23 protein-coding genes are annotated in these 22,538 nt (G+C 51.8%); 6 read left to right on the top strand and 17 right to left on the bottom strand.

Going from position 1 to position 22,538, the window contains the following annotated elements; genetic code table 11:
* Positions 1 to 124: 124 nt before the first annotated feature.
* Both rpoE and EKM99_RS07990 read right to left on the bottom strand, forming a co-directional pair.
* On the bottom strand, positions 125 to 658 hold the full coding sequence (gene rpoE, locus EKM99_RS07995; protein ID WP_125582600.1) for a DNA-directed RNA polymerase subunit delta: 534 nt from the start codon (positions 656 to 658) through the stop codon (positions 125 to 127).
* Between the two features lie 44 nt (positions 659 to 702).
* On the bottom strand, positions 703 to 1,143 hold the full coding sequence (locus EKM99_RS07990) for a DUF1934 domain-containing protein (RefSeq protein ID WP_125582598.1): 441 nt from the start codon (positions 1,141 to 1,143) through the stop codon (positions 703 to 705).
* Positions 1,144 to 1,867: 724 nt separating this feature from the next.
* On the opposite strand from EKM99_RS07990, the gene EKM99_RS07985 reads away from it, so the two are divergent.
* The 5 genes from EKM99_RS07985 to EKM99_RS07965 all read left to right on the top strand — a co-directional run bounded on the left by EKM99_RS07985 (position 1,868) and on the right by EKM99_RS07965 (position 6,303).
* Complete coding sequence (locus EKM99_RS07985; protein ID WP_125582596.1) at positions 1,868 to 2,701, top strand: lipoate--protein ligase family protein; 834 nt, start codon at positions 1,868 to 1,870, stop codon at positions 2,699 to 2,701.
* 15 nt (positions 2,702 to 2,716) lie between these two features.
* Entirely contained in the window at positions 2,717 to 4,081 is a 1,365-nt protein-coding gene (locus EKM99_RS07980; protein WP_125582594.1) for an HD domain-containing protein, read from the top strand.
* 2 nt (positions 4,082 to 4,083) lie between these two features.
* Positions 4,084 to 4,890 carry a Cof-type HAD-IIB family hydrolase gene (locus EKM99_RS07975; RefSeq protein WP_125582592.1) on the top strand — a complete coding sequence of 269 codons (807 nt, stop codon included), beginning with the start codon at positions 4,084 to 4,086 and terminating at the stop codon, positions 4,888 to 4,890.
* A gap of 26 nt (positions 4,891 to 4,916) precedes the next feature.
* Positions 4,917 to 5,726 carry a sugar-phosphatase gene (gene yidA / locus EKM99_RS07970; RefSeq protein WP_125582590.1) on the top strand — a complete coding sequence of 270 codons (810 nt, stop codon included), beginning with the start codon at positions 4,917 to 4,919 and terminating at the stop codon, positions 5,724 to 5,726.
* Between the two features lie 160 nt (positions 5,727 to 5,886).
* The gene (locus EKM99_RS07965; protein WP_125582588.1) at positions 5,887 to 6,303 is read left to right on the top strand and encodes a MerR family transcriptional regulator; all 417 of its coding nucleotides are present in this window, start codon (positions 5,887 to 5,889) and stop codon (positions 6,301 to 6,303) included.
* A 259-nt stretch (positions 6,304 to 6,562) separates the two neighbouring features.
* Here the strand turns inward: EKM99_RS07965 and EKM99_RS07960 are convergent, their stop codons facing one another.
* From EKM99_RS07960 to EKM99_RS07935, 6 genes are all read right to left on the bottom strand, one after another.
* A complete protein-coding gene (locus tag EKM99_RS07960; protein ID WP_125582587.1) occupies positions 6,563 to 6,844 on the bottom strand; it encodes a helix-turn-helix transcriptional regulator in 282 nt (93 codons plus the stop codon).
* A gap of 58 nt (positions 6,845 to 6,902) precedes the next feature.
* Positions 6,903 to 7,172, bottom strand: a complete 270-nt coding sequence (locus EKM99_RS07955) for a helix-turn-helix transcriptional regulator (RefSeq protein WP_125582585.1) — start codon at positions 7,170 to 7,172, stop codon at positions 6,903 to 6,905.
* Between the two features lie 31 nt (positions 7,173 to 7,203).
* On the bottom strand, positions 7,204 to 7,482 hold the full coding sequence (locus EKM99_RS07950) for a HigA family addiction module antitoxin (protein WP_125582583.1): 279 nt from the start codon (positions 7,480 to 7,482) through the stop codon (positions 7,204 to 7,206).
* Positions 7,475 to 7,897: a type II toxin-antitoxin system RelE/ParE family toxin gene (locus EKM99_RS07945; protein WP_164511559.1), complete on the bottom strand. Its 423-nt coding sequence runs from the start codon at positions 7,895 to 7,897 to the stop codon at positions 7,475 to 7,477. The genes EKM99_RS07950 and EKM99_RS07945 overlap by 8 nt, the downstream gene beginning before the upstream one ends.
* Positions 7,898 to 8,066: 169 nt before the next feature.
* The gene (locus EKM99_RS07940; RefSeq protein WP_125582579.1) at positions 8,067 to 8,624 is read right to left on the bottom strand and encodes an NADPH-dependent FMN reductase; all 558 of its coding nucleotides are present in this window, start codon (positions 8,622 to 8,624) and stop codon (positions 8,067 to 8,069) included.
* A complete protein-coding gene (locus tag EKM99_RS07935) occupies positions 8,621 to 10,099 on the bottom strand; it encodes an FAD-dependent oxidoreductase (RefSeq protein ID WP_125582577.1) in 1,479 nt (492 codons plus the stop codon). The genes EKM99_RS07940 and EKM99_RS07935 overlap by 4 nt, the downstream gene beginning before the upstream one ends.
* A gap of 169 nt (positions 10,100 to 10,268) precedes the next feature.
* Between EKM99_RS07935 and EKM99_RS07930 the strand changes: the two genes are divergently transcribed.
* Positions 10,269 to 11,177, top strand: coding sequence for a LysR family transcriptional regulator (locus EKM99_RS07930; RefSeq protein WP_125582575.1), 909 nt, complete (start codon positions 10,269 to 10,271; stop codon positions 11,175 to 11,177).
* 80 nt (positions 11,178 to 11,257) lie between these two features.
* On the opposite strand, the gene EKM99_RS07925 is transcribed toward EKM99_RS07930, so the two are convergent.
* From EKM99_RS07925 to EKM99_RS07885, 9 genes are all read right to left on the bottom strand, one after another.
* Positions 11,258 to 11,611 carry a DUF3899 domain-containing protein gene (locus EKM99_RS07925; protein ID WP_125582573.1) on the bottom strand — a complete coding sequence of 118 codons (354 nt, stop codon included), beginning with the start codon at positions 11,609 to 11,611 and terminating at the stop codon, positions 11,258 to 11,260.
* 230 nt (positions 11,612 to 11,841) lie between these two features.
* Positions 11,842 to 12,822 carry a ribose-phosphate diphosphokinase gene (locus EKM99_RS07920; protein WP_125582571.1) on the bottom strand — a complete coding sequence of 327 codons (981 nt, stop codon included), beginning with the start codon at positions 12,820 to 12,822 and terminating at the stop codon, positions 11,842 to 11,844.
* An 82-nt stretch (positions 12,823 to 12,904) separates the two neighbouring features.
* The gene (gene glmU / locus EKM99_RS07915; protein ID WP_125582570.1) at positions 12,905 to 14,284 is read right to left on the bottom strand and encodes a bifunctional UDP-N-acetylglucosamine diphosphorylase/glucosamine-1-phosphate N-acetyltransferase GlmU; all 1,380 of its coding nucleotides are present in this window, start codon (positions 14,282 to 14,284) and stop codon (positions 12,905 to 12,907) included.
* Positions 14,285 to 14,300: 16 nt separating this feature from the next.
* A complete protein-coding gene (gene purR, locus EKM99_RS07910; RefSeq protein WP_125582650.1) occupies positions 14,301 to 15,140 on the bottom strand; it encodes a pur operon repressor in 840 nt (279 codons plus the stop codon).
* Positions 15,141 to 16,443: 1,303 nt separating this feature from the next.
* On the bottom strand, positions 16,444 to 17,241 hold the full coding sequence (locus EKM99_RS07905; RefSeq protein ID WP_125582568.1) for a metal ABC transporter permease: 798 nt from the start codon (positions 17,239 to 17,241) through the stop codon (positions 16,444 to 16,446).
* Positions 17,234 to 17,935 (bottom strand): metal ABC transporter ATP-binding protein, encoded by a 702-nt coding sequence (locus tag EKM99_RS07900; RefSeq protein ID WP_125582566.1) that lies wholly within the window; start codon positions 17,933 to 17,935, stop codon positions 17,234 to 17,236. The genes EKM99_RS07905 and EKM99_RS07900 overlap by 8 nt, the downstream gene beginning before the upstream one ends.
* Positions 17,932 to 18,861 carry a metal ABC transporter solute-binding protein, Zn/Mn family gene (locus EKM99_RS07895; RefSeq protein WP_125582564.1) on the bottom strand — a complete coding sequence of 310 codons (930 nt, stop codon included), beginning with the start codon at positions 18,859 to 18,861 and terminating at the stop codon, positions 17,932 to 17,934. Before EKM99_RS07895 ends, EKM99_RS07900 begins: the two co-directional genes overlap by 4 nt.
* A gap of 628 nt (positions 18,862 to 19,489) precedes the next feature.
* Complete coding sequence (locus tag EKM99_RS07890) at positions 19,490 to 20,410, bottom strand: dihydroorotate dehydrogenase (protein WP_125582562.1); 921 nt, start codon at positions 20,408 to 20,410, stop codon at positions 19,490 to 19,492.
* Between the two features lie 723 nt (positions 20,411 to 21,133).
* Positions 21,134 to 22,378 carry an MFS transporter gene (locus tag EKM99_RS07885; protein WP_125582560.1) on the bottom strand — a complete coding sequence of 415 codons (1,245 nt, stop codon included), beginning with the start codon at positions 22,376 to 22,378 and terminating at the stop codon, positions 21,134 to 21,136.
* Positions 22,379 to 22,538: the final 160 nt, after the last annotated feature.

Below are 22,538 nucleotides of genomic sequence, written 5' to 3'. Positions count from 1 at the left end.
AAAAAAGCTCCCTATCCATTGCGAATAGGGAGCTTACCGTCCAGTTGTCCTCGCTACAAGTAGCAGGGAGCCCAAAAAACATAATACCTGCTTTTTGGCAGGAGGTCAAGCGAAGTTCGGAAATTTATTTCTGTTCTTCGTCGTCATCATCATCGTCATCGGCTTCATCATCGTCGGCAGAGAAGTCAAGATTTTCGTCATCGTCGTCCGGTGCTTCCATTTGAGAAAGCTGGTCTTCGATACCGTCCGGAATATCTTCCGTGTCGTCTTCTTCATCATCGTCGTAATCGATCACGTCATCGTCATCGGTCGTATCGGCGAGGAAGGCGTTAACCTTCTTGCGCTTCTTACGCTTAGGTTGATCTTCATCTTCCTCTGCATGAACGGTGGCTTCATCGATGGATTCAAACGGATACCAAGTTCGCAGCCCCCAAAGGTTATCACCCAGAGAAATGAAACTACCATCGACATTTAAATCCGTATAGAATTGGGACAGCCGGTCACGAATTTCTTCGTCGCTGTCGCCCAAGTATGATTGGACGGCGTTAGCCAAATCGGCAAACCCCATCACGTCGCCGTGCTGAGACAAAATGGCGTGAGCAACTTCGATCATTGATAATTCCTTTTTATTCTGGCCCTCAAAGAGTTTTAATTCCAAACTGGTGCACGTCCTTTCCACAGTCTACGAAATATGATACTCGTTTAAGCCGTAAATTGCAATCGAATCTTGTAGTTTCCGACCAAATCATCATTAGCGTAGAGCAAATAATCAATCTTAACGTTGCCACTAAACGGCTTTTCCTTAAAACTCGTTTCCAAGTATGGCGTCACCGTTTCAATTGGCAAGGGGCCATAAGGCGTGTTGTAGCGCGCCGTTACCCGTTTACCACTCACAAAGTGTAGCCGCAGTTCAGCCTCGGCGTTCCGGGTCAGGTGGACCTCCCCTTCTGGCGTAAACTTCATCGTCACGGGCGTTTGTTCCCCGGTCTCCTTGTTCGGTTCCAGGTAACGCAGGTAGAGGTTGTGGCCCATCTGAACTAGCTGGCCATCCACATCCAAGCGGTAGTCGGAAACGTCCTGATCTTGCTTGATGTGCGTCTCCAAGTGAATCATGACGGGCACCCCCGTAGATAATTGATCCATTTGCACACTTCCTTTCCGCGAATTGTCTGGATTAATTATAGTTCATTTCGGCCAGAAAACCTACCAATTATCATCTTTTCTCGGGCATTTCCAATCCTTGGTTTGACTCAGGCTAACGCTTAAAGTGGCAACATTGTCTAAACCTGCCGGCTTACCGTTCGCCAAATTTAGGCCGGAACGCTGTGGGAAGGACGCGGGTAGCCTGAGAACCGGTCTACCTGCTCGCTTTGAACCGCCCAACCCGCGTTTCAAAGTCGCCATTTTCCAAGAAGGCCACGTGGAAAATCCCACGGCTGAGCCTAAATTTGGCTCACTCACGCCTACGTAGACGACGACCAATTATTCTGGTCAAACGTTGCCAATCCAGCGATAGTCACAGCAATGTCATGTTGCAGAACAATCATAACCGGAGGAGGACAGAGATGGAGGCAGCTGTGTCGACGGTGTTAGCTGGGAACCAGCTTACAGCGTGGGACGTGTTTGGAGACTGGCGTTCTTTGTCAGGCTTCAAACCGAGCCGGAGGACCGCACCCCAGGCCGCAGGCGGTCCCCACAGCAGACGGAATCTCTGGCAGCCGCAGGTGGCAATTTTAAGCAATCTTATGTTGCCGTTTGGCGTTCACAAGATTAAGCCCAGCGTAAGGACTGGTCCGGACCATGACGGCGCAAGCGTTTTCTAGTATAATGGGAGGTTGAAGATACTGAACGAAAGAAGGTGGGTTCAATGTTTCCCTTTGATCTCCCCACAGATTCACTCCAGACCGTGACCACCCCAATCCCGGCCGACAATAAAAATCAAGCGTTCGGCTACACCAACGCCCTCCTCGACCTCGTGGTGGACCTCCAGGAGCCCATACTGCACTTCTGGGCCATGCAGCCCACCGTGATCATGGGACTGAAGGACAAGCGGCTCCCCGACCTCACAGCGGCCGTCAACGCCGTTCAAGCTCACGGCTACGACTACGTGCTCCGCAATTCTGGCGGCCTTGCCGTGGTCAGTGACGCTGGCGTCTTAAACGTATCCCTGTTCACCCCGCTGACCACGCCACCCATGAGCGTCGAAGCGGCCTACGCCCAAATGACCACACTGGTCGACGCCGCCTGGCCGGAATTGACGTTGAAACATTATGAAATCACCCGCTCCTATTGTCCGGGCGACTACGACCTGAGCGTCGACGGCTTAAAGATTGCCGGCATCGCGCAACGCCGCAGTCCCCACGCACTCGTCACCATGCTGTACCTGGGCGTGAACGGCGACCAAGTGGCGCGGGGCCAAATGATTCGCGACTTTTACCAGGCTGGCTTGGGGGCTGCCGAGAACAAATGGGCCTTCCCCGACGTCGACCCGGCCGTGATGACCACGACTAGTGCCTTACTCAGCCAAGACTTAACGGTTAACGATGCCGAACAGCGCTTCCTGACGGCTGTGGAAACAGCGGGTGTCCAGGTCGGCCACAAAAAATTAGCGACCCTCATGGCCACCCCTAAATTCACCACCGCGCTCGACCACGCCACGGCACAAATGGTCCGCCGCCAACCACGGCTCACGACAAATTAACGAGGAGGAATCAGTGTGACATACGCCCAACAGCGACTGCCCCGGGAAAAAGTTTTCCGGGATCCAGTCCATAACTACATTTACGTCCAACATCAAATTATTCTTGACCTGATCAACACCAAGGAATTTCAACGTTTACGGCGGATCAAACAACTGGGAACGGCCTCACTGATTTTCCACGGTGCAGAGCATTCCCGCTTCACCCACTCACTGGGCGTCTACGAAATCACCCGTCAAATTTGCGATAACTTCCAACGTAACTATCCCACGAAAACGCCCGGAGATGGCGGCTGGGACGACAACGAACGGTTAACCGCGCTGTGTGCCGCCCTGTTACATGACATCGGCCACGGCCCGTACTCCCACACGTTTGAACACATTTTCCACACCGACCACGAGGCCATCACCGTTGAAATCTTGACGTCTCCGACCACCGAAGTCAACCAGGTCTTACGCCGTGTCAGTCCGACGTTCCCCGCCGAAGTTGCCAGTGTTATTCAAAAAACGTATCCCAATCCGCAGGTCGTCCAGATGATTTCCAGTCAAATTGATGCCGACCGGATGGACTACCTGTTGCGCGATGCCTACTTCACGGGCACCCAGTACGGGACGTTTGATTTGACCCGTATTTTACGCGTCATGCGACCGTACCAAGACGGGATCGCCTTTGCCATGAACGGCATGCACGCGGTCGAAGACTACATCGTGAGCCGCTTCCAAATGTACCAACAGGTCTATTTCCACCCGGTTTCTCGGTCGATGGAAGTGATCCTCGACCACCTGTTGGGCCGGGCCAACGAGCTGTACCAAGCGGACGAAACGGATGAGAGCTTCATCCCCCACCTGCTGTTGCCGTTCTTCAACCACGAATTCGACCTCCAAGACTACCTGAACCTGGACGACGGCGTGTTGACGACCTACTTCATTCACTGGCGGCAGTCACCGGACGAAATTTTGGCCGACCTGGCGCACCGTTTCTTGGACCGAAAGCCCCTAAAGAGTGCGGAATACTCGGCGGCGACCCAGGCACTATTGCCCCAGTTACGCCAAATAATTCGCTCCGTAGGCTTTAACACGGACTACTACACCGCCACCGACAACAGTTATGATTTACCTTATGATGACGCGTACGATCCGAAAATGACCTACCCGCTGACCCAGATTGAACTCCAAGAACCAGACGGCACCCTACTGGAATTGTCCACGGTATCCGACCTGGTCAACGCCATTCGCGGCAAGTTCTCTGGTGATCAACGCTTCTTCTTCCCCAAGGAAATGTTAAATCCGGGCAACGACGCCCCAGAACTGTTCCAGCCCATTTACGACGAGTTCGGCTCTTACATTCAAAATAACCAATTGATTCAACCAAAGGAGTCCTAAGCATGACGGTTAAACTCATCGCCATTGACATTGATGGCACGTTGCTCACCCCCAATAACAAGTTAGCCCTCTCCACGATTGACGCCATCAAGGCGGCCGTCGCTTCCGGCATCAAAATCGTGCTCTGTAGCGGCCGCCCCTTGGCTGGCGTGCAACCATACCTGGACATGCTAGACCTCACGGGGGATGACCAGTACGTGATTACCCACGACGGTGCCGCCATTCAAACGACGAATGGCCAGGCGCTGGTCACCCACTCATTGAGTCGCAACGATGCGCAACGGCTGGCGGGTCTCGCCGACCAGGCACCGATCGACTATCATATGATTACACCGCAAGCCATTTACACGCCCAACCGGCCGGCCAGCGCCTACACCATCCGGGAGAGTCGTTTGGTCCACTTGCCGGTCGTTTACCAACCTGCCACTGAAATTCCTGCCGGCGAAGACATCTTAACCTTTGTTTTCATCGACGAAACGGCCGTGGTTGATGCCTTTGAACCCACCATCCCCGCAGCCCTGCGCCAGCAATTTTACCTGGTGCGGACGGATCCGCACTTTATCGAGGCGCTCAACCAACACGTCAGTAAGGCCCACGCCCTGCAAGAATTGGCCGACCACCTTCACCTCCAACCAGCCGAAACCATGGCGATTGGGGACGGGGCGAACGACCTGCCCCTGCTCAAAGCTGCCGGCTTAGGTGTCGCGATGGGCAATGCCACCGCCGAGGTTCAAGCCGCCGCTGACGAAGTGACCAGCAGTAACGCTGAAGACGGGGTGGCCAACGCCATTTTGACCTACGCCCTTTAACTCTAACTTTCAAAGGAGACCCATTCATGACCATCAAATTAATTGCCATTGACATCGACGGTACCCTGCTCAACGAGAAGAATGAACTGGCACAAGAAACCATCGACGCCGTGCAAGCCGCCAAGGCCCAGGGCATCAAGGTTGTCCTGTGTACCGGCCGCCCACTAACCGGTGTCCAACCTTACCTGGATGCCATGGACATCAGCGGCGACGACCAATACTCCATCACCTTTAACGGCTCGGTTGCCCAAACCATCTCCGGCAAGGTTCTGACCAACCACTCGCTGACCTACGACGACTTCATCGACCTGGAAGCCCTCTCCCGCAAGCTAGACGCCCATTTCCAAATTGAAACGCCGGACTACATCTACACGGCCAACAAGAATATCAGTGCCTACACGATCGGCGAAAGCTACCTGGTGAAGATGTTGATTCGGTACCGCGAAGTGAGCGAAATTTCACGGGACCTGACGATTTCAAAGGCCATGTTCGTGGACGACCCCGCCGTGATCGACCGGGTCAAGGCTGACATGCCACAAGCTTTCAAGGAACGGTTTAGCGTGGTCCAGAGTGCCCCTTACTTTATCGAGGTCATGAACAAACACGCCAGCAAAGGGGGTACCTTGAGCGAACTGGTCGACCAACTCGGCTTAACCGCGGACAACGTGATGACCCTTGGTGACCAGGGCAACGACCTGACCATGATCAAATACGCTGGCTTAGGCGTCGCAATGGGCAATGCCATCGACGAAGTGAAGACCGCCGCTCAGGAAGTGACCCTGACTAACGCTGAAAACGGTGTCGCTGCGGCAATCCGGAAGTATGCATTGTCCTAACATTAATCTGCCCCGTTATCGACTTACCCCTTAAGCGGATAAGTCGATTTTTTAATTAACTCACCGAACCTCGGTTAAATTTCACCGTTCAATGGCCTATTTTAACCCTTGGGTTGGCTCACGTGGTAGGCTTGCCTCAATCAGAGGAGATGGATTGATAATGAATATAAAAGATTTTGCTGAGAAAGTCGCGTGCAATCCGGACACGCTGCGTTTCTACGAAAAGATGGGGTTGTTGGTGCCGACGCGGACCGCGGGGAATTACCGCGAGTACACCGTGGCGGACCTGGCCACCTACCGGATCATTCACAGTCTCAAGCGGGCGGGCCTGCCCCTAGAAGAGATTCAGGAAATTCTCTGCTTACGCTCGGCCGACGTTGACGCCACCTGTTGCGCGGACACGCTGCGTTTCATCACGGGCAAACACGCCCAGTTCATTGATAACCAACATTTTTATGCGCAACTGGCGCTACTGACGGACCAGATGGCAGAGGCCTTGACCAGGTCCACCCTGTCCAAGAGCGAGCTGGACGCGATGATTGAGGAACTTGGCGAGCTGGACGACCAAGTGGTTTAACACTGGACTGTGGCAGTTGCCGCGCGGAGATGGCTTCTATGTTGCAAACCTGTTGTCGGGGTTCCATTGTTGGAGCGCCGATTTTTGTTTGGGGTAAATCTGTGGGCAGCTAAAAAGGCCGCACGGTGGCGACCTTTAGTGGTGGTAAATTCGTGCTAGTGTTTGGCTTTTTGCAGTCGTTGGTACTGGTCTTCGTAGGCCAGCCAGAATCTAGCGGGCATCCTGCATGACCCTCGTTAATTAGCGTCTGCACCCTTGCTTACATCTCATCAATTCGGCCAGTCATTTTGAAATTCCAGTACGCTTGATCCATTCGCAACCAAAACGTTGCTTCAACTTCAACGACCTGCGTCAAGGCTTCGGCGAACGCCGGGGTCACCCTGTCGGTACCACGGAGGACCGCAGCCACGTAGGCTGGTGAACTGCCGGTTGCCACTGCTAAAGCGTTGGGCGTCATGCCCAGCACTTCCAGGGATTCCGCTAGCGTTTCTCCCGGTGCTGAGGCGTACTGGGGATGTATAACATTCTCATTTTTATTCATGGTAATTAACCACCCTTTCACTGATCAAGCTTTGACGTCTACCGGTTGAAAACTAGTCCTAGTGCCTCGTTTTCTGTAGTCGTTGGTACTGGTCTTCGTAGGCCAACCAGAATTTAGCGGGCACCTGCATGACACTCGCTAAAGACTCGGCAAATTCCGATGTAATCGCCGCTGTCCCAGCTAAGACGTTGATGACGTAATCGCTGTCCTGCCCCGTTTCCGCAATTAGGTTCTGGGGTGTCATCTCTAAAGTCGCGAGTGCTTCCTGGATACTTTCCCCGGGGGCGATGGGGCGACTTGGTTCGTAATTGGTTTGCTTATTTGTCATGATAGTCCACCTCGAAAGACTAACTTGCTGATTACTGCTTTTCATGTCCGGTTCGCTTGAAGTATTGATACCCTTCGTCTAATCGTAGCCAGAACCCAGCATCAATTTCAAAAAATTGTGTTAAAGCCATCGCAAATTCTGGGGTTACTGGCACTTTCCCGTGGAGAACCGCCTCCACGTACGTTATTGACGTCTGCGTTTTCTGCGCCAATTCTTGTGGCGACAAGTCTATCGCTGCCAACGACTCAGTTAGGATTTCACCTGGTGACGATACGTAGTCACGATCTAATGCATACCCTTTTCTAATCATGATAATCAACTACCTCTCTAATCAGAACATGAATAATCTCTTCTTTGTCAACGATGATATTTCCGGCAACATCCATTCCGCGGAATACAAGTCGCAATTGTTTCGTGACATCTATTGCAAAGTAGCCCGACAATTCACCAAATAATCTGTGCAATCGCGTTGGCGGCAAATGCGATAAATCTGACAAGTTGACGGCGCTTTTCAACAAATCTATTTTATGTAAGATTTGCACTGCACTTCGCTTACCATATTTTTTCACCAATTTTGATTCACTGTCTATCTGCGTCTTCAACTTATGATTTTCAATTTCCACTATCACACTAGCTAACCTCTCTCTAAAGACTCCTTTAAGGTTAACTGCGTAACAAATGTCAAAATATTTTATTTTGCCCTCAATTTTTTTCAATTTATTCATTTTAATAATAAGACCACTATACCGAACTCCCCTCCACAAAGATACCAAACGCCCCAACAATCGTATTAACCCACTACTCATCAACCGCCTAAATAGACGTCGTTTGAACGCAAAAGGAGGTTCTGACATTTGTCAAAACCTCCAAATTTATTTGACTAATAACGCGTTACTACTCCACCGGCATCACTTGATGTGCTTGAATAAACTGCTGGAAAGTTGCGAAGCACTGAGTCAAAAACTTAAGCGTTCGTGCGTCCGTCAGTTGACCATCCTCACTAAACTGCTGTTTAGCAAAGCCCATCATGAACTGATTGCCAGACAAAACGTGTGCGTTCAAGCCTGGTGAATTCAGGATTTCACGCAATTGCGTTTGCGCGAATGATGTTCCCTGCTGACCCAGTGACACGCCCACCACCATGACTGGTTTGTCCGTGAATGGATGCGCAGCAAAGGATAGCCACTCCAGACAATTCTTCAAGCTAGCCGGAATCGAATGATCATATTCCGGTGTCGCAATCACAACGCCATCGGCCGCATCAATTTTTTGGGCCAAAGCAACGACACAAGCCGGTGCCGGCTGGGCAGTCGATTCATTGAATAAAGGAAGTTCTTTAATCTCCTGAACCTCAATTGTCACATCCGTCGTAAACTGCTGGGCCATAAACTGGAGTAGCAGCCGGTTATAAGAGAAGTCGGCATTGTTCCCAACTAACCCAATAATTTTCATTTGGCTGTCTCCTTCACTTGTAAATAATCCGTTAGACTTTGCCCCGCATTCCGTCCTGAATAAAAGGCATAACCCACACAAGTCCCCGGCATGTTAGGACCATACGTATCACCTACCAGCCCAGATGAATCATTTCCAGCCGCATAGAGGCCTGGGATAACTTGCCCCGCATTATCAACGACTTCATTGTCCGGTGTTACCTGCAGGCCACCCATCGTGCAAAAGGCACCTGTATTAAGCTTGAAACCGTAATAGGGTCCCTCATTAACGGGAATCATGTACGCGGCATCCTTACCAAATTGATCATCCACACCATTTTCGGCTGCTTGATTGTACACCTGAATGGTTTGGCTTAGCTGATCCTCTGGCATCCCCATCTTTTTGGCCAGCTCTGCCATCGTGTCAGCCTTAAAGATAAACGACTTATCTGCTGCGACGGCCGTATCAATTTCATCCTGAAGCTTGGTCATCTTTTCTCCCCGCTTCACGTAAACACCTAACCCCATGAAGTTTCCTTCAGTAGCCATCCGGTCGATGACCCCTTGATCAAGAATACTGTAGACCGCGTTTTGCGTATACATGGCATTCCCAGCATAAGAGAAGTTATAAACGACACTCTCGTCAACGAAGCGTTCGCCCTTTTCGTTCACCCATAAGAGTGGTTGTTGTCCAGCGGCGGCATTCATTTGCGAGCCCATAAATTTAAATGATGGTTCATCCGGATCCTTTAAGTAACCACCAAACAACATGGCAGTTCCCGTTCCATAAGGTTTTGCACCAGCATTCCAAGCCATTTGCAAGCCATCGCCAGTTCCCTTACCCGAGCTAACTGGAATTAATCGTTCCGTATCGTATGATGTCAATTCGGCCATCATCTTTGGATTGTTCAAGTAGCCACCCGTTGCTAAGACAACTGCGGGCGTTTGAATCGGAATGACTTCGCCAGACTCTTCATCCTTAACATCCACCGCAACAATTGCGCCGTCGTCATTGCGATGAAGCCCTTGCGCAGAGGTTGACGTTAAAATTTCGACGCCGAGTTCTTCTGCCTTGGGTTGCAAAGCACCGTGAATGACTTGGTTACCCATTCCTTTGTAGATGTGCCAAGTGGCCTCGCCATCCCCCATCGCTTGTACGCCTTCGTACTCAACGCCTTGGTCAGCCAACCACTGAACGTTATCTGCACTAGCGTCAACATACTTCCGCCAAATACGTGAGTCGGCCTTGTACTTGGAATAGGCGACTTCCTCTTTCAAAACTTCAGTTCCAGAAACATGAATCCCTGCATCCTTCTGCAAATAGGAATCAACGGCAAATAGTCCCTCAGTGTAATTACTACTGCCACCGGTCGTGTGGCCCTTCTCTAACAACAGCACTTTTAATCCCTGTTGCGCGGCAGTTAAAGCCGCCGACATACCAGCGGCTCCCGTACCAGCGACGACAACATCATATTGCTTTTGGTTTGGCATAGTCATCATTTTTCCTCCGTTTTAGAAAGTGAATTTATACACAATTAGATTCAAAAAAATTTTCTCTTGCTGCATATCCTATCGAATGACTATATTCTAAAGCACACGTGTATGTTAATATAGTCACAAAAGAATTCGCCAGGCGAACTAAATCTAACCCCTAGGAGGGAAATTCTTGGACATTGATCATCTGCATTTATTTTTAGAAGTCGCTCAGTATGGGAGTTTTAAGCAAGTTGCCGACCGCCATTTCCTTTCACAACGGGCTGTTTCAAAACAAATTCGCCAGCTTGAATCTGAACTTGGTGTCACCCTTTTCCAGCGAAAAGCCAATACAATTACGTTAAACACGCAAGGCCATTTTTTCTGGGCCGAAGCACAAGACATTGTGAATCATTACAACAATGCCGTTCACGAATTGCATGGACTAGATCACCTCAGTAGTCAGACCTTACGCATCGGTTATTTTTCCATCTTTGAAAGTCATTTACTACAAGCCGACGTCCATCAATTAAAAGCAGACCATCCGGACGTTCACGTGACCATTCGTGAGGCAAGCAATGAACACTTGGTCAAGAGTATTCACCGAGGAGCGTTGGACATTGCTTACTCCATCGAGTATGGGCAATCAGTCCTGCCCGAAACTTCCTCACTGACCGTTTTACCGATTTTTTCTGGCGAAATGGTCCTAGGACTTAGTGCGGACAACCCATTAGCAGAACAGCAAAAGATTAAAGTGACCGATCTACAAGAGATTCCTATCCTGTACTACAGCCCTGAAAGCTCAACCTTCTTGCTTGAAAGCTTCTTGGCTAGCATTCCACAAAGTCAGCAGACGAAACACGTTCAACGGGTCCCCAGCATCGAGCAAATGCAATTGCTGGTAGCACTTAACCAGGCCGTGGCCTTTTATCCAGCCGGGCTTTTAGACACCGGTTCTGCAAGCACTGACAACATTGTCTACCGTCCTTTTGAATTGGACTCGCAGGAATACAGAATCGTGATGGTTTATGACCCGCAAAACAGTAATCCCGCTTTGCATCATCTGTTACAACAAAAGCGTGCCACCATCACTGATGCATAATTTTTTCGGCAGAACCTTCAATCAACCAAATCATTTCAAAAAGGCACTCAGCCGTCACAGCCGAGTGCCTAATTTTTTAATTAAATTGTAAATACGACACCCAAAATGATGTAACAGATGCCGCTAACCAGCCCAAACCGAGCCAACGTGTTCACCACGATTGGCGCGTTCTTCGTGCTGGCTACCTGCCGTACTGGTACCTTTTCACCGGGTAACGGTTCGACCTTTTCTTTGCGGTGCCATAAGTGCCGCCAGCCCGTAAACAGGTGACCCTTGGCTAGGACGCAAATGGCGCCGAACACGATGAGTACCAAGCCCACCATGAACAGCAGGTTGCCGATGACCATAAACGATTGGCCGATAATTTTCATGACTAATGCAACTAACAGGCCCGCCGCTACGGTTCCGGTCGCCGCTCTTTTCCAGTTTTTCATTCAGTTCATTCCTTTGGGTTGATGGTGAGGGTGGTGCTTTGGTGGTGCTTTGTTTTTAATCTGAAACGTGCTACGCGAGCCAGGTCCCTGCGCTTAACCCCGGTTCAGCAATGACCCAAGCCCAGGGTCATCACTGAACCGATGTTAATGCTCAGGACCTAAGCGGCTCGCTCCGCACTCTACCAAAAAGGCCCAAGCCAGCCCGCGCCGCCTTGAGTCTCCTTGTCTCTTTATTGTTCTTGACTGTGGAAACGGTTCTTGAACAATGGGCTGACTGGCCGGTTTTCGTTGATTCGCTTGATGGCTTGACCAATCAGTGGACCAACTGAGATTTGTTCGATCTTATCAATTTGCTTTTCGGCCGTTAATTGAATTGAATCCGTCACAACCAACTTCTTGATTGGTGACTTTTCGATTCGTTCAATCGCTGGACCGGACAAAACGGGGTGGGTACAGCTGGCGTAGACTTCCTTGGCGCCCGCTTCCATTAATGCTCGCGAACCCAATGTAATCGTCCCAGCCGTATCAATCATATCGTCGATCATGATGCAACGCTTACCTTTGACATCACCGATGATGTTCATGATTTCTGCCACGTTTGCTCTTGGCCGGCGCTTGTCGATAATGGCAATTGGGGCCTTCAAGAATTCAGCCAACGCCCGTGCCCGCGTCACACCACCATGGTCCGGTGACACAACAACGGCATCTTCAGCCAAACCACTGTTGATAAAGTAGTCCGCTAACAGCGGCGCACCCATCAAATGGTCAACTGGAACGTCGAAGAATCCTTGAATTTGGGCGGCATGCAGGTCCAACGCTAGGACCCGGGTCACACCGGCCGTTTGTAACATGTTAGCGACTAATTTCGCCGTGATTGGTTCGCGGGAACGCGCTTTACGATCTTGCCGCGCGTAGCCGTAATACGGAATGACCACGTTAATGGTGGCCGCACTTGCCCGTCGCAGCGCATCAATCATGATCAACAGTTCCATCAAATTATCGTTGACGGGAGCGGACGTGGACTGAATCACGTAAACGTGACTACCCCGAACGCTCTGTTCAATGTTAATCCGAATTTCGCCGTCGCTGAACCGGTCCACCGAGGTTTTCCCTAATTCGACACCAACTTCGTTAGCAATCTTTTCTGCCAACGGTTTGTTGGAGTTCAACGCAAAAATCTTTAGTTTAGGGTCAAAATATTGCGTAGCCATAATTTCCTCCAATAGCCTATAGTCTGCCTGAATTCCTACAACAATTTTATGCTATCGCGTGCGGAAACACAAGAGCTTCGGCTTAATCTTCGCCACGATATGGTAGTTTTTGATAATAATTGGGTTTATTCGTCTGTCGTTCCCGGGCGATCGCCATGTCGTATTGCTTCACAGAATCAGTGATTGTCGACCCGGCGGCGATGAAACTGTGGTCAGCCACGTCCAACGGCGCAACTAAGTTCGAGTTGGAGCCGATAAAGGCATCGTCGCCCACGACCGTCTCGTGCTTGTTCTTACCGTCGTAGTTGACGAAGACCACGCCACAGCCGACATTGATGTTCTTACCCAGCTTGGCGTTCCCAACGTAGGTCAAATGCCCCACCTTGGTGCCTTCGGCGATGGTTGCCTTCTTCACTTCCACAAAGTTGCCCAGGTGAACCTTAGGCCCAATGTGTGATTCAGGTCGTAAATGACTGTTAGGACCAATGTTTGAGCCGCTCGCCATGTCGGAATCTTCCAACAATGAAGAGGTAACCGTCACGTGGTCGGCCAATTTGGCATTACGTAATTCAGAATGCGCACCGATGTAGCAGTCCTCACCAATCACCGTGTCGCCCTTCAGTAGAACGCCCGGTTCGATGATGGTGTCGGAACCAATCTTCACGCCGGCATCAATGTAAGTCGTCGCGGGATCAATCAGGGTGACCCCGTTACGCATGTGGGCTTCGTTAATCCGGTCACGCATGATTTTCGTTGCAGCAGCCAGAGCAACCCGGTCGTTGACGCCCATGGATTCATCGAAGTCAGCCATTTGGTAAGCGGCCACGATGTCCCCTTGGTGCTTCAAAATTTCAATCACGTCGGTCAGGTAGTATTCGCCCTGGGCGTTGTCGTTAGAGGTTTCATGGAGCGCCTTGAACAACTTTTGGTTGTCGAAAACGTAAACCCCGGTGTTGATTTCGTGAATTTCTTGTTCTTCGGAGCTGGCATCCTTTTGTTCCACAATCTTTTCGACAATGCCGATGTTGTTGCGGACAATCCGGCCGTAACCGGTTGGGTCGGGTGCGATGGACGTTAACACGGTCGCCGCGGCATGCTTGGCTTCGTGATAGGCAAATAGGTCGTCAAAAGTTTCTGCGCGGAACAGCGGGGTATCGCCACTGACAATCAGCGTCGTGCCCTCTTCGTCCTTGAGCATCGGTTCCGTTTGTAAGACGGCGTGACCGGTCCCCAATTGCTTGGCTTGTAACGCGTATTGCGTCCGCTTGCCCAACGTGGTCTCAACGTCGTCGGCACCGTAGCCCACGACCGTCACAATTTTGTCCATCTTAGTCTGTTCAACCTGCGTCAACACGTGGTCAACCATGGCCTTGCCACACACTTGATGCAAGACTTTATACAGCTTCGATTTCATCCGGGTGCCCTTACCGGCAGCGAGGATAATGGTATTTCTGGTAGTCATTCCAAATCTCTCCTAGCTAATTTAATTGGGAATTTTCGTCGCCAAAGATTTGGGTCAAGTAGTTCCCTTGTGAAACGCGAATCTGTTCGTCCGCCGTCTGAATCTTCAGTAGCGACGTGTACTTGCTGACGGTCCGTTGCCCGCTGAAGTCACCTTCCGCAAAGACAGCCACGCCGGCCAGTTGTGAGTCAAACTCATCAACCAGGGAGCGCAAACCACCAACGGTCCCGCCACCCTTCATGTAGTCATCCACGATGAGGACCCGTGAGTTAGGCTTCACGCTCCGCTTAGACAACGCCATCCGTTCGATACGCTTCGTTGAGCCGGAAACGTAATTGACACTGACCGTGGAACCTTCCGTGATTTGTGAATCATGACGCACAATCACAAATGGCACGTTCAGGTAGTTCGCCACACTCTGGGCCAAAGGAATTCCCTTGGTAGCCACCGTGACAACCACGTCAACGTTTTGATTCAAGTACTGCGTCGCTAAGATCCGACCAATTTGCCGTAAAGCTGCGGGCCGTCCCAAAATATCGGACATGTACACGTAACCACCTGGCAGGTAACGATCGGCTTCGGACAGTTCCGTAATCATTTCATCTACGAATTGTTCGGCTTCTTCTCTTAAAATGTAGGGAATGAACCGCGCCCCACCAGCAGCACCCGGCACCGTCTCCAAAATCCCGGTCCCCCGTGCTTGGAAGGTGCGTTTTAAAATGGTCAGGTCTTCACTGATGGAAGACTTCGCCGACTCATAACGCGCCGCAAAAAATGTCAATGATACTAATTGATGCGGTCGTTCCAACAAATACCGGGTCATGTCGACCAACCGGTCACTTCTTCTGACTTTCAACTTCTTCACCTCAACTGTTTTCTTTAGAGTTAATTGTAAAGCCAATTTTAGCATAAATGTTCGGGTTTTTCGTTACATTTTCGTGAGAATTAAGAATAGTTGGGTAAATTTAAGAAATCGGATGGTATTTTCCATGTTTTTAACGGTTTTGTTGGGTGATTGGTCTACGCCAGACTGGTCGTTGGTTTCGCCTCCGGTCGGGGGAAAATGCGACCGGACCGCTGTGGGCGAACGTCTGGAGCCAAAGGGCGGTCTCCAGACTTATTTTGAGCCGCCAAATTCAGCGTCTCAAAAGTATCAATTGCCTAAGCGGCTGTCGCCACTAAGGCAATTCCCACGGCTTGGCTCATTTTCCCCCGCCCTGCGGCTAACACTGGCCTGACCTAGGACCAATCGATTGGATGTGTGTTTCTATTTTTAGGAAACGTTTGGCGTTTCTGGCAGCGGGTTCCAGGTGCTCTACTTTGGGGAACGCTTCCAACCTGGGAAACGGTCTTCCAGCTTGCCTTGAAGCCTGGCACAGCCCAGCCAGTCTCCAAGGTCGTCCCATGCTCTAGGCTGAGTGGCCTCAGCCAAGACCATCGACACAGCTGATCACCTTGACCCGCCTCTGGTCACTCGTGATGGTGTGGTTATTTTCTGATGTGCGTGGAGCGGTGACAGATGGTAAACAAAAAAGCTGACCACTTTGGCCGGCTCTCTGGTGAGACTTTGTGATTTTTATTTGTTTGCTGATTTAGGTCGCTGAACTGGTTCTATGCGGGCAGGTCCCTGCGCTTAACTTTGGTTCAGTAATGCCTTCCTGCTCGAGGCGGGACTTTCCTTTGAGCTTCTCTTGTTTTAGCCCGTTTGACTGGTTCCCCACGGAACAACTCGGAAATATGCAGCCTCTGAAACGTGCTACACGGGGCAGGTCCCTGCGCTTAACTTTGGTTCAGAAACACTCTCCTGCTCGAGGCGGGACTTTCCTTTGAGCTTCTCTTGTTTTAGCCCGTTTGATTGGTTCCCCACGGAACAACTCGGAGGAAATATGCAGCCTCTGAAACGTGCTACACCGGGCAGGTCCTGCGCTTAACTTTGGTTCAGAAACACTCTCCTGCTCGAGGCGGGACTTTCCTTTAAGCCTATCTTGCTTTAGCCCGTTTGATTGGTTCTCCACGGAACAACTCGGAAATATGCAGCCTCTGAAACGTGCTACGCGGGGCAACTGGTTCCGCTTAACAACGCTAAGCAAAGCCCCCAAGCCCAGGGGCCTTCACTTAGCGCCGTTAATGCTCGCCAGTTAACCGCCCCGCTCCGCACTCTATTCTGCCGTTTGCACCTTCTGCCACCCCAGCGCCAAGAAGTAAAAAACGGCTTCAATTGCTGCAATGAAGAAGGATACCGGGTAGTTGGTGACGTAGCTCAGCGTTAAGCCTGCCCAGACGCCCAATAGCGCTAACCCGACCGCCAGGATCATCATGCCGCCTACCGTGTGGGCGAAGTACTTTGCCGTTGCTGCCGGTAAGGTTAACAGGATGAAGATCAACAGGGAACCGACGATTTGGGCCGCTACGCTGACACTCAGCGCTACCAGCACCAGGAACGTGATCGACAATGTGTTGGTCCACAAACCCTTGACCCGGGCGCCTGTGTGGTCGAATGAATCGAATTTTAAGAACCGATAAATAATGAAGACGACGATCAACACCAAGATGGACAGCCACAACATTTGTTGGACGTCGCTGGCACTGATTCCGATGACGCTCCCAAATAAAATGCTGGTGGCGTAGCTGGCGTTTTTATTGGCCAACGAGAGGAACAGAATTCCTAGCCCAATGAACAGGGCGGAAATGGCGCTAGTAGCCGCTTCCCGGCGTTCACTCCGGGCACTCAACTGGCCGACAATGACCGAACTGACGACCGTGAACAGGAGCATCCCGTTCAGCGGTGCCCAACCGGCGAAGACCCCAAAGGCCGCACCAGAGAAACCAATTTCTGATAAGGTGTGGGTCAGAAAGGACATGTTTCTCGCAATCACGAAGACACCCATGATCCCACAAATAATCGCAATGATGGTCCCAGCCGCGAAGGCGTTGCGCATAAATTCATAACTAAACATTTTTTTCGCCCTCCCAGACCTTCTCCTGCGTTAAGCCGCTGATGGGGCCTTGTTCGGCGCCCGCTGGCGTTAACATCAGGTATTGTGAACTGTACTTACGGGCCATCGGAATATCGTGGGTCACGAAAAGCACCGTTAAATGTAGCCGCTGATTCAACTCGATGACCAGGTCCAGCAGCTCCGTCTTGGTGACGGGATCCAGACTGGCCGTCGACTCATCCAAAATTAACAAATTCGGCGATTCCACCAACGCCTGTGCGAGATATGCCTTTTGCCGTTCCCCACCGGACGCCTGACCAATCGGCCGCTTGGCTAATTTCGTCAAGCCCGTCTCCGCCAAAATGTGGTCGATCTCCGCGTGTTCCTTGCGCGACAACCACGGCCACTTCCACCCCGTCAGGTTAAGCCCAACAAAGTCTTTAATGGTCAATGGATAATCGCTGTCGATGTTCCGAAATTGGGGGACGTAGCCAATCTTCAAGCTACCACCGTCTGGCAGGTAGGCCACTTTCCCAGTGGTTGGCCGTAATTGATGCAAGATGGCGCGCATCAACGTAGTCTTACCCACCCCATTTTTCCCAACGATGCTCCAGAACTCCCCCTGATGAATTGTCAGATTGAGGTCCGTGAACACCGGATGATTGGGGAAGGTCACGCCCAAATTTTCAAGTTTTAAAATTGCTGGTTCCGTCATGAACGATTCTCCTCCTGAATCCGCTGAACCTGGCGATATTGCGCGAGCATCCAGGTCCGATACGTTTGATGAGTTGGCATGGTTTCCGTCACCTTGACCACCGGCACGTGGTACTTGCGGGCGAGCTGAACCATGGCGGTCACATTCTTACTGGAGTTTTGGGTATTTTCCACAAAAAATGCAATCTTGTGCTGCTTGATCTGCGCTTGTAACTGCGTGATGTCAGCCGGCGTGGGATCACTGTCCTCTTCAATCGACTTGGCAAAGTGCCCATCACTAATTTTATAGCCCATCGCGGTCAGGGCAAAATCGAAAACGGGCTCGCTGACCGCCACTTGTTGGCCATTGGCATTCTTCTTAATCTGTTTAGCCGTTTGTGCCAGAACCGCCAACTGTTTTTCGTAAGCGGCGCCACGGCGTTTAAAGGCCGCCGCATGGTTAGGTTCCAAGCGACTAAATTGCTTCACCAGTCGCTGGGTCACCTTGGTCATGACGGTCGGATCCGACCACAGGTGGGGATTGTCCCCGGTGGTCTTGCCCATCAGTTTGCCGATCGACAAAGTCTTCGTCCCAGAGCCCTGATTTGCGGCCACCACGCGGTCCATCCAGCTGTCATAGCCTAGACCATTCTCGACCACCACGTTGGCCTTAGCGACCAATTTAGCCGTCTTCACGTCCGGCTCATAGCTCTCGGCGTCGATGCTGGGACTGTTGATGATGGTGTGCACGTTGCCTTGATTGCCCAAAATAGCTTGCGCGGCCTCGCCGTAGAATCCCAGCGTGGCGACCACGTTAATTTTACCGGACTGTTTCGGCTGGGTGGTTGGTTGGCAGCCCGCCAACGTGAATACCGCCACCAAACTGACCACCAGTGCTAGCCACCGGTAGCCGTTCAGTCGTCCTAATTTATTTCGCAAGTCCGTCATCCCCATCTTTAATCATTTATCCATGTCAGCGCCTCCGAGTGGGTGAAAAATGGGACCGGAACGCGGTGGGCGGACGTCTGGAGCCAAAGGGCGGTCTCCAGACTTAGCATTAAGCCGCGCAAATCGCGTCTCAATGCTACCAATTCTCTAAGTGGCCAAGCCACTAAGCGAATTCCCACGGCTTGGCCCATTTTCACCCGCCCTGCGGCTAACGTTGTTTTAGCCCACTGGAACGGCCATGTACGCCACTTTTTCGTCTCGCAGCTTCGCTATTCCAAAGTAGTGAAGACAATTCACCCTACTCGTTCTTTAGCGTGGAAGTTAACCAGCAACTTTACAAGCAATAGCCATATGTAAACAGTAATGATTACCGTTTAGTAGTTTACCAGAAATTGAAAACTTGTCAACAGCTTTCGGAAATCGTGGCCGAATCTTTGTGGAAACGTAAAGTGGTTGGGCTAGGAAGCACTATGTTGTCATGGCGGTTGATGGAGCCAGCTGCCCTCTGACTCACGTGTAATCAGTTAATTTCGACGTTAAAAAGAGGTTGCGACAGTGGTCACAGCCTCTCAAATCCTACTTGTTTTTTCTATTAAAGACGCCTATTACGCTAACCGAACCATCTCGACTAGTGCTGGGCTTGTTGCCGGCTCAACGTCATCAAATCCGGCAAGCCGTACTTGTCTAACGCTGCTGGCAACTCACGGACAATGTCACGGCAGGCACAGGGATTGCCGTACGTGGCCGCCCCGACCTCCACCGCGTTGGCGCCTGCCAGGAAGAACTCGATGGCATCCTCTGCCCGCATGACCCCGCCGACACCAATGATGGGCACGTCCGTCACCGCACGCACCGCGTGAATCATCCGGACCGCTAAGGGGTGAATCGCCGCACCGGACAAGCCGCCCGTGCCATTACTCAAGGTCGGCTGGCGCGTGGCCAAATCGTATTGCAAGCCCGTCAACGTGTTGATCAACGTCAGTCCGGTGGCCCCGCCCGCGACGGCCGCTTGCGCAATCACCGTAATGTCGGTCACGTTCGGCGTTAATTTGACGTACACCGGCTTGGTGGCTACCGCCATGATTTGCGAGACTAAGTCCTTTACCAACACCGGATCCGTGCCAAAGGCCAAACCGCCCGCCGCCACGTTGGGGCAAGAAATGTTGACCTCTAACGCGTGGACGTTGGGCGCTTGAGTCATCTGCTGGGCAACCGCCACGTACTCCGCAAACGTGCTGCCAGCAATGCTACCGATGATTGGCAACGTCGGGTAATGGTCCGCGAGCCAGGGCAACTGGTCGGCCATGACCGCCTGAATGCCAGGATTGGTCAGCCCGATGGCGTTCATCCACCCGGCCGTCGTCTCCGTCACGTTGGGCCGCGGATTCCCGGTCCGGGGTTCCAGCGTCGTGGATTTGACCACCAAGGCCCCTAGGTCATTCAGGTTGAAATGTTGCGCTAATCCCTGACCGTACGCCGCCGTCCCGCTGGCTGGAATGATGGGGTTCTTGAGGTTCAACCCCGGTAACTGCACACTAATTTCTGACATAGATATCCTCCCGTGATACGTTAATGTCTAGCTGTTCGCTCGGTTAAACAGGTTCTTCCATCGCCTCCGGGATGGTACAAATGAGACCGGACCGCTGTGGGCGACCGTCTGGAGCCACAGGGCGGTCTCCAGACTTATTTTGAGCCGCCAAAATCGGCGTCTCAAAAGTATCAATTCCCTAAGCGGCTGCGCCACTAAGGGAATTCCCACGGCTTGGCTCATTTGTACCATCCCTGCGGCTGAAATTGGTTTAACCCGCGCCGAGCGTACATTTATAATTTTTTTCCAAATTACTTGGTATCAATTCCGATTAGCCAATCTGGATTAGTAGTAGGATACCGCCTGCTGGCATTACCGTCAACTAGAATTTTACGGTCAATCTCACACTAGCTGTATCGGCCCAAACAGATGTCGCTGGACAATACCGGCAGAACTCGAAAACCCAGTCGCTTTTCATTTTATTTTCTGTAAAGATTCAAACTCGTTTCACATCATCATTGCCAGCTCACAATGCACACACGGTATAAGTGACCAGAGGCGGGGCAAGGTTCCCAGCTGTGTCGATGGTCTTAACCGAGTGACATTCTCGGTTTAGAACATGGATGACCTTTGAGACCGGTGGGTTTCCTGGCTCAAAGTCAAGCCGGAAGCCCGCTTCTCAGGCTGAAGGCGGTCCCCACCGCAGGGAACCTTGCCCCCGCCGGCGAGAACGGACAGCACTATCTAATCACCACTTACTGGTGCAGCCGACTTGCCCGACAACAGAATTACCGTTCCCAGGACCAGGATGGCAATCGACACCCAGTACGCCGCTGCCGGTGAGACCGCATTGTAGAGCAGGACGATGCCCACGCTGCCGACCGGTGCCGCCACCGTCACCAGCGAGCTGACCGTGCCGAAGATGGTGCCCACCAGGCTTTGGTCCGCGATGCTGATCACCTGCGCGTACAGTTTGGGGTTCATATTTCCCAGGCCAAACGCGATGGCGAACATCAAGACGACCAGCAGCCAGTAGTTTTGCAGCCACAGGAAGTCCAGGTAGAGCACCACCATCACCGCAATGGTTTCGACCATGACCATTTTAAACGATTGCCGGTCGAGAAATTTCAGCCGGAGTGTGCTCCCCATCACCGTGCCAATCACAAACAGGACATTCACAATCAGGATGGCCATCCCAAATGGCACCCCCGTCGCCTTGCCCTGGTCTAGCAGATACAGGTTGATGACCGCGTCCACGCTGGCCCCCACCGCGTTTACGATGACCACCGCCGATAGGAGCCGCACAATGCTGACGCCTGACGATTGCCCCAGGATGTCACTCATTTTCTGCCACAAGCTCGGTCCCTTTGCTGCAGTCTGCGGTTGGGGCACGGCAACCGGCGCGATGTGAATGGCGTGCCTGCCGACCAGCAGAATCGCGGCCGCAATCAGAAATGTTCCCGCGTTAATCAGTGCCGCCAGCGCGTAGTCATGCGTCGCCGCTAACACGAAGACGCCAATCGACTGGCCAACTGGCTGTAGGAGTGACGCGATGCTCTGGTTGAACCCCAACACCTGTTGGCGGTCGTCTCTGGCCACCCGTTCCCGAATGACTGGCAGGCGCAAACTGCTACTCAGGAATCCCAAGCAGTCGGACACCAAATTAATGGCGACCACCACCGTGAACACGACTACCGTCCGCGCATCAATCACCACTGCCAGCAACAGGTAGAGCGCGGCCTGCACCACCTTGGTGAGAATCAACATCCGATCCTTGTGGGTCACGTGGTCCGCCCAAAAGCCAATCGCAAAGCCCAAGGTTCCGGGCACCACCGTCGCAATCGATACGACCGACACCATGATTGCCGGATTGGCATAGGTCTTGGCGTACGTTAACAGGACGATGTTAAAAATACTGATACCTAATGTTTCAAAGACATTGGCCAGGGACAGCACCCGGACCGACTGATTCTTGAGAACGTTTAACATGGACCCCACTTCTCTCTTTCGTGACAGCGACCCTAATCACCCGCTTACGCTATTTAGCAAAACACGAACGCCCCTCACGACATCCCGGTTGTCTTGACGCCGCAACTTATCTAACATTAAAAGCCAATTATAAAAAAAACGCAAGTCTAATCATTTTATC

Source organism: Levilactobacillus cerevisiae, from assembly GCF_003946245.1.
In the GTDB taxonomy this organism is placed as follows: Bacteria; Bacillota; Bacilli; order Lactobacillales; family Lactobacillaceae; genus Levilactobacillus; species Levilactobacillus cerevisiae.
The sequence above is the reverse complement of the archived record's forward strand: the minus strand, read 5'-3'. Positions and strand labels throughout refer to the sequence as shown.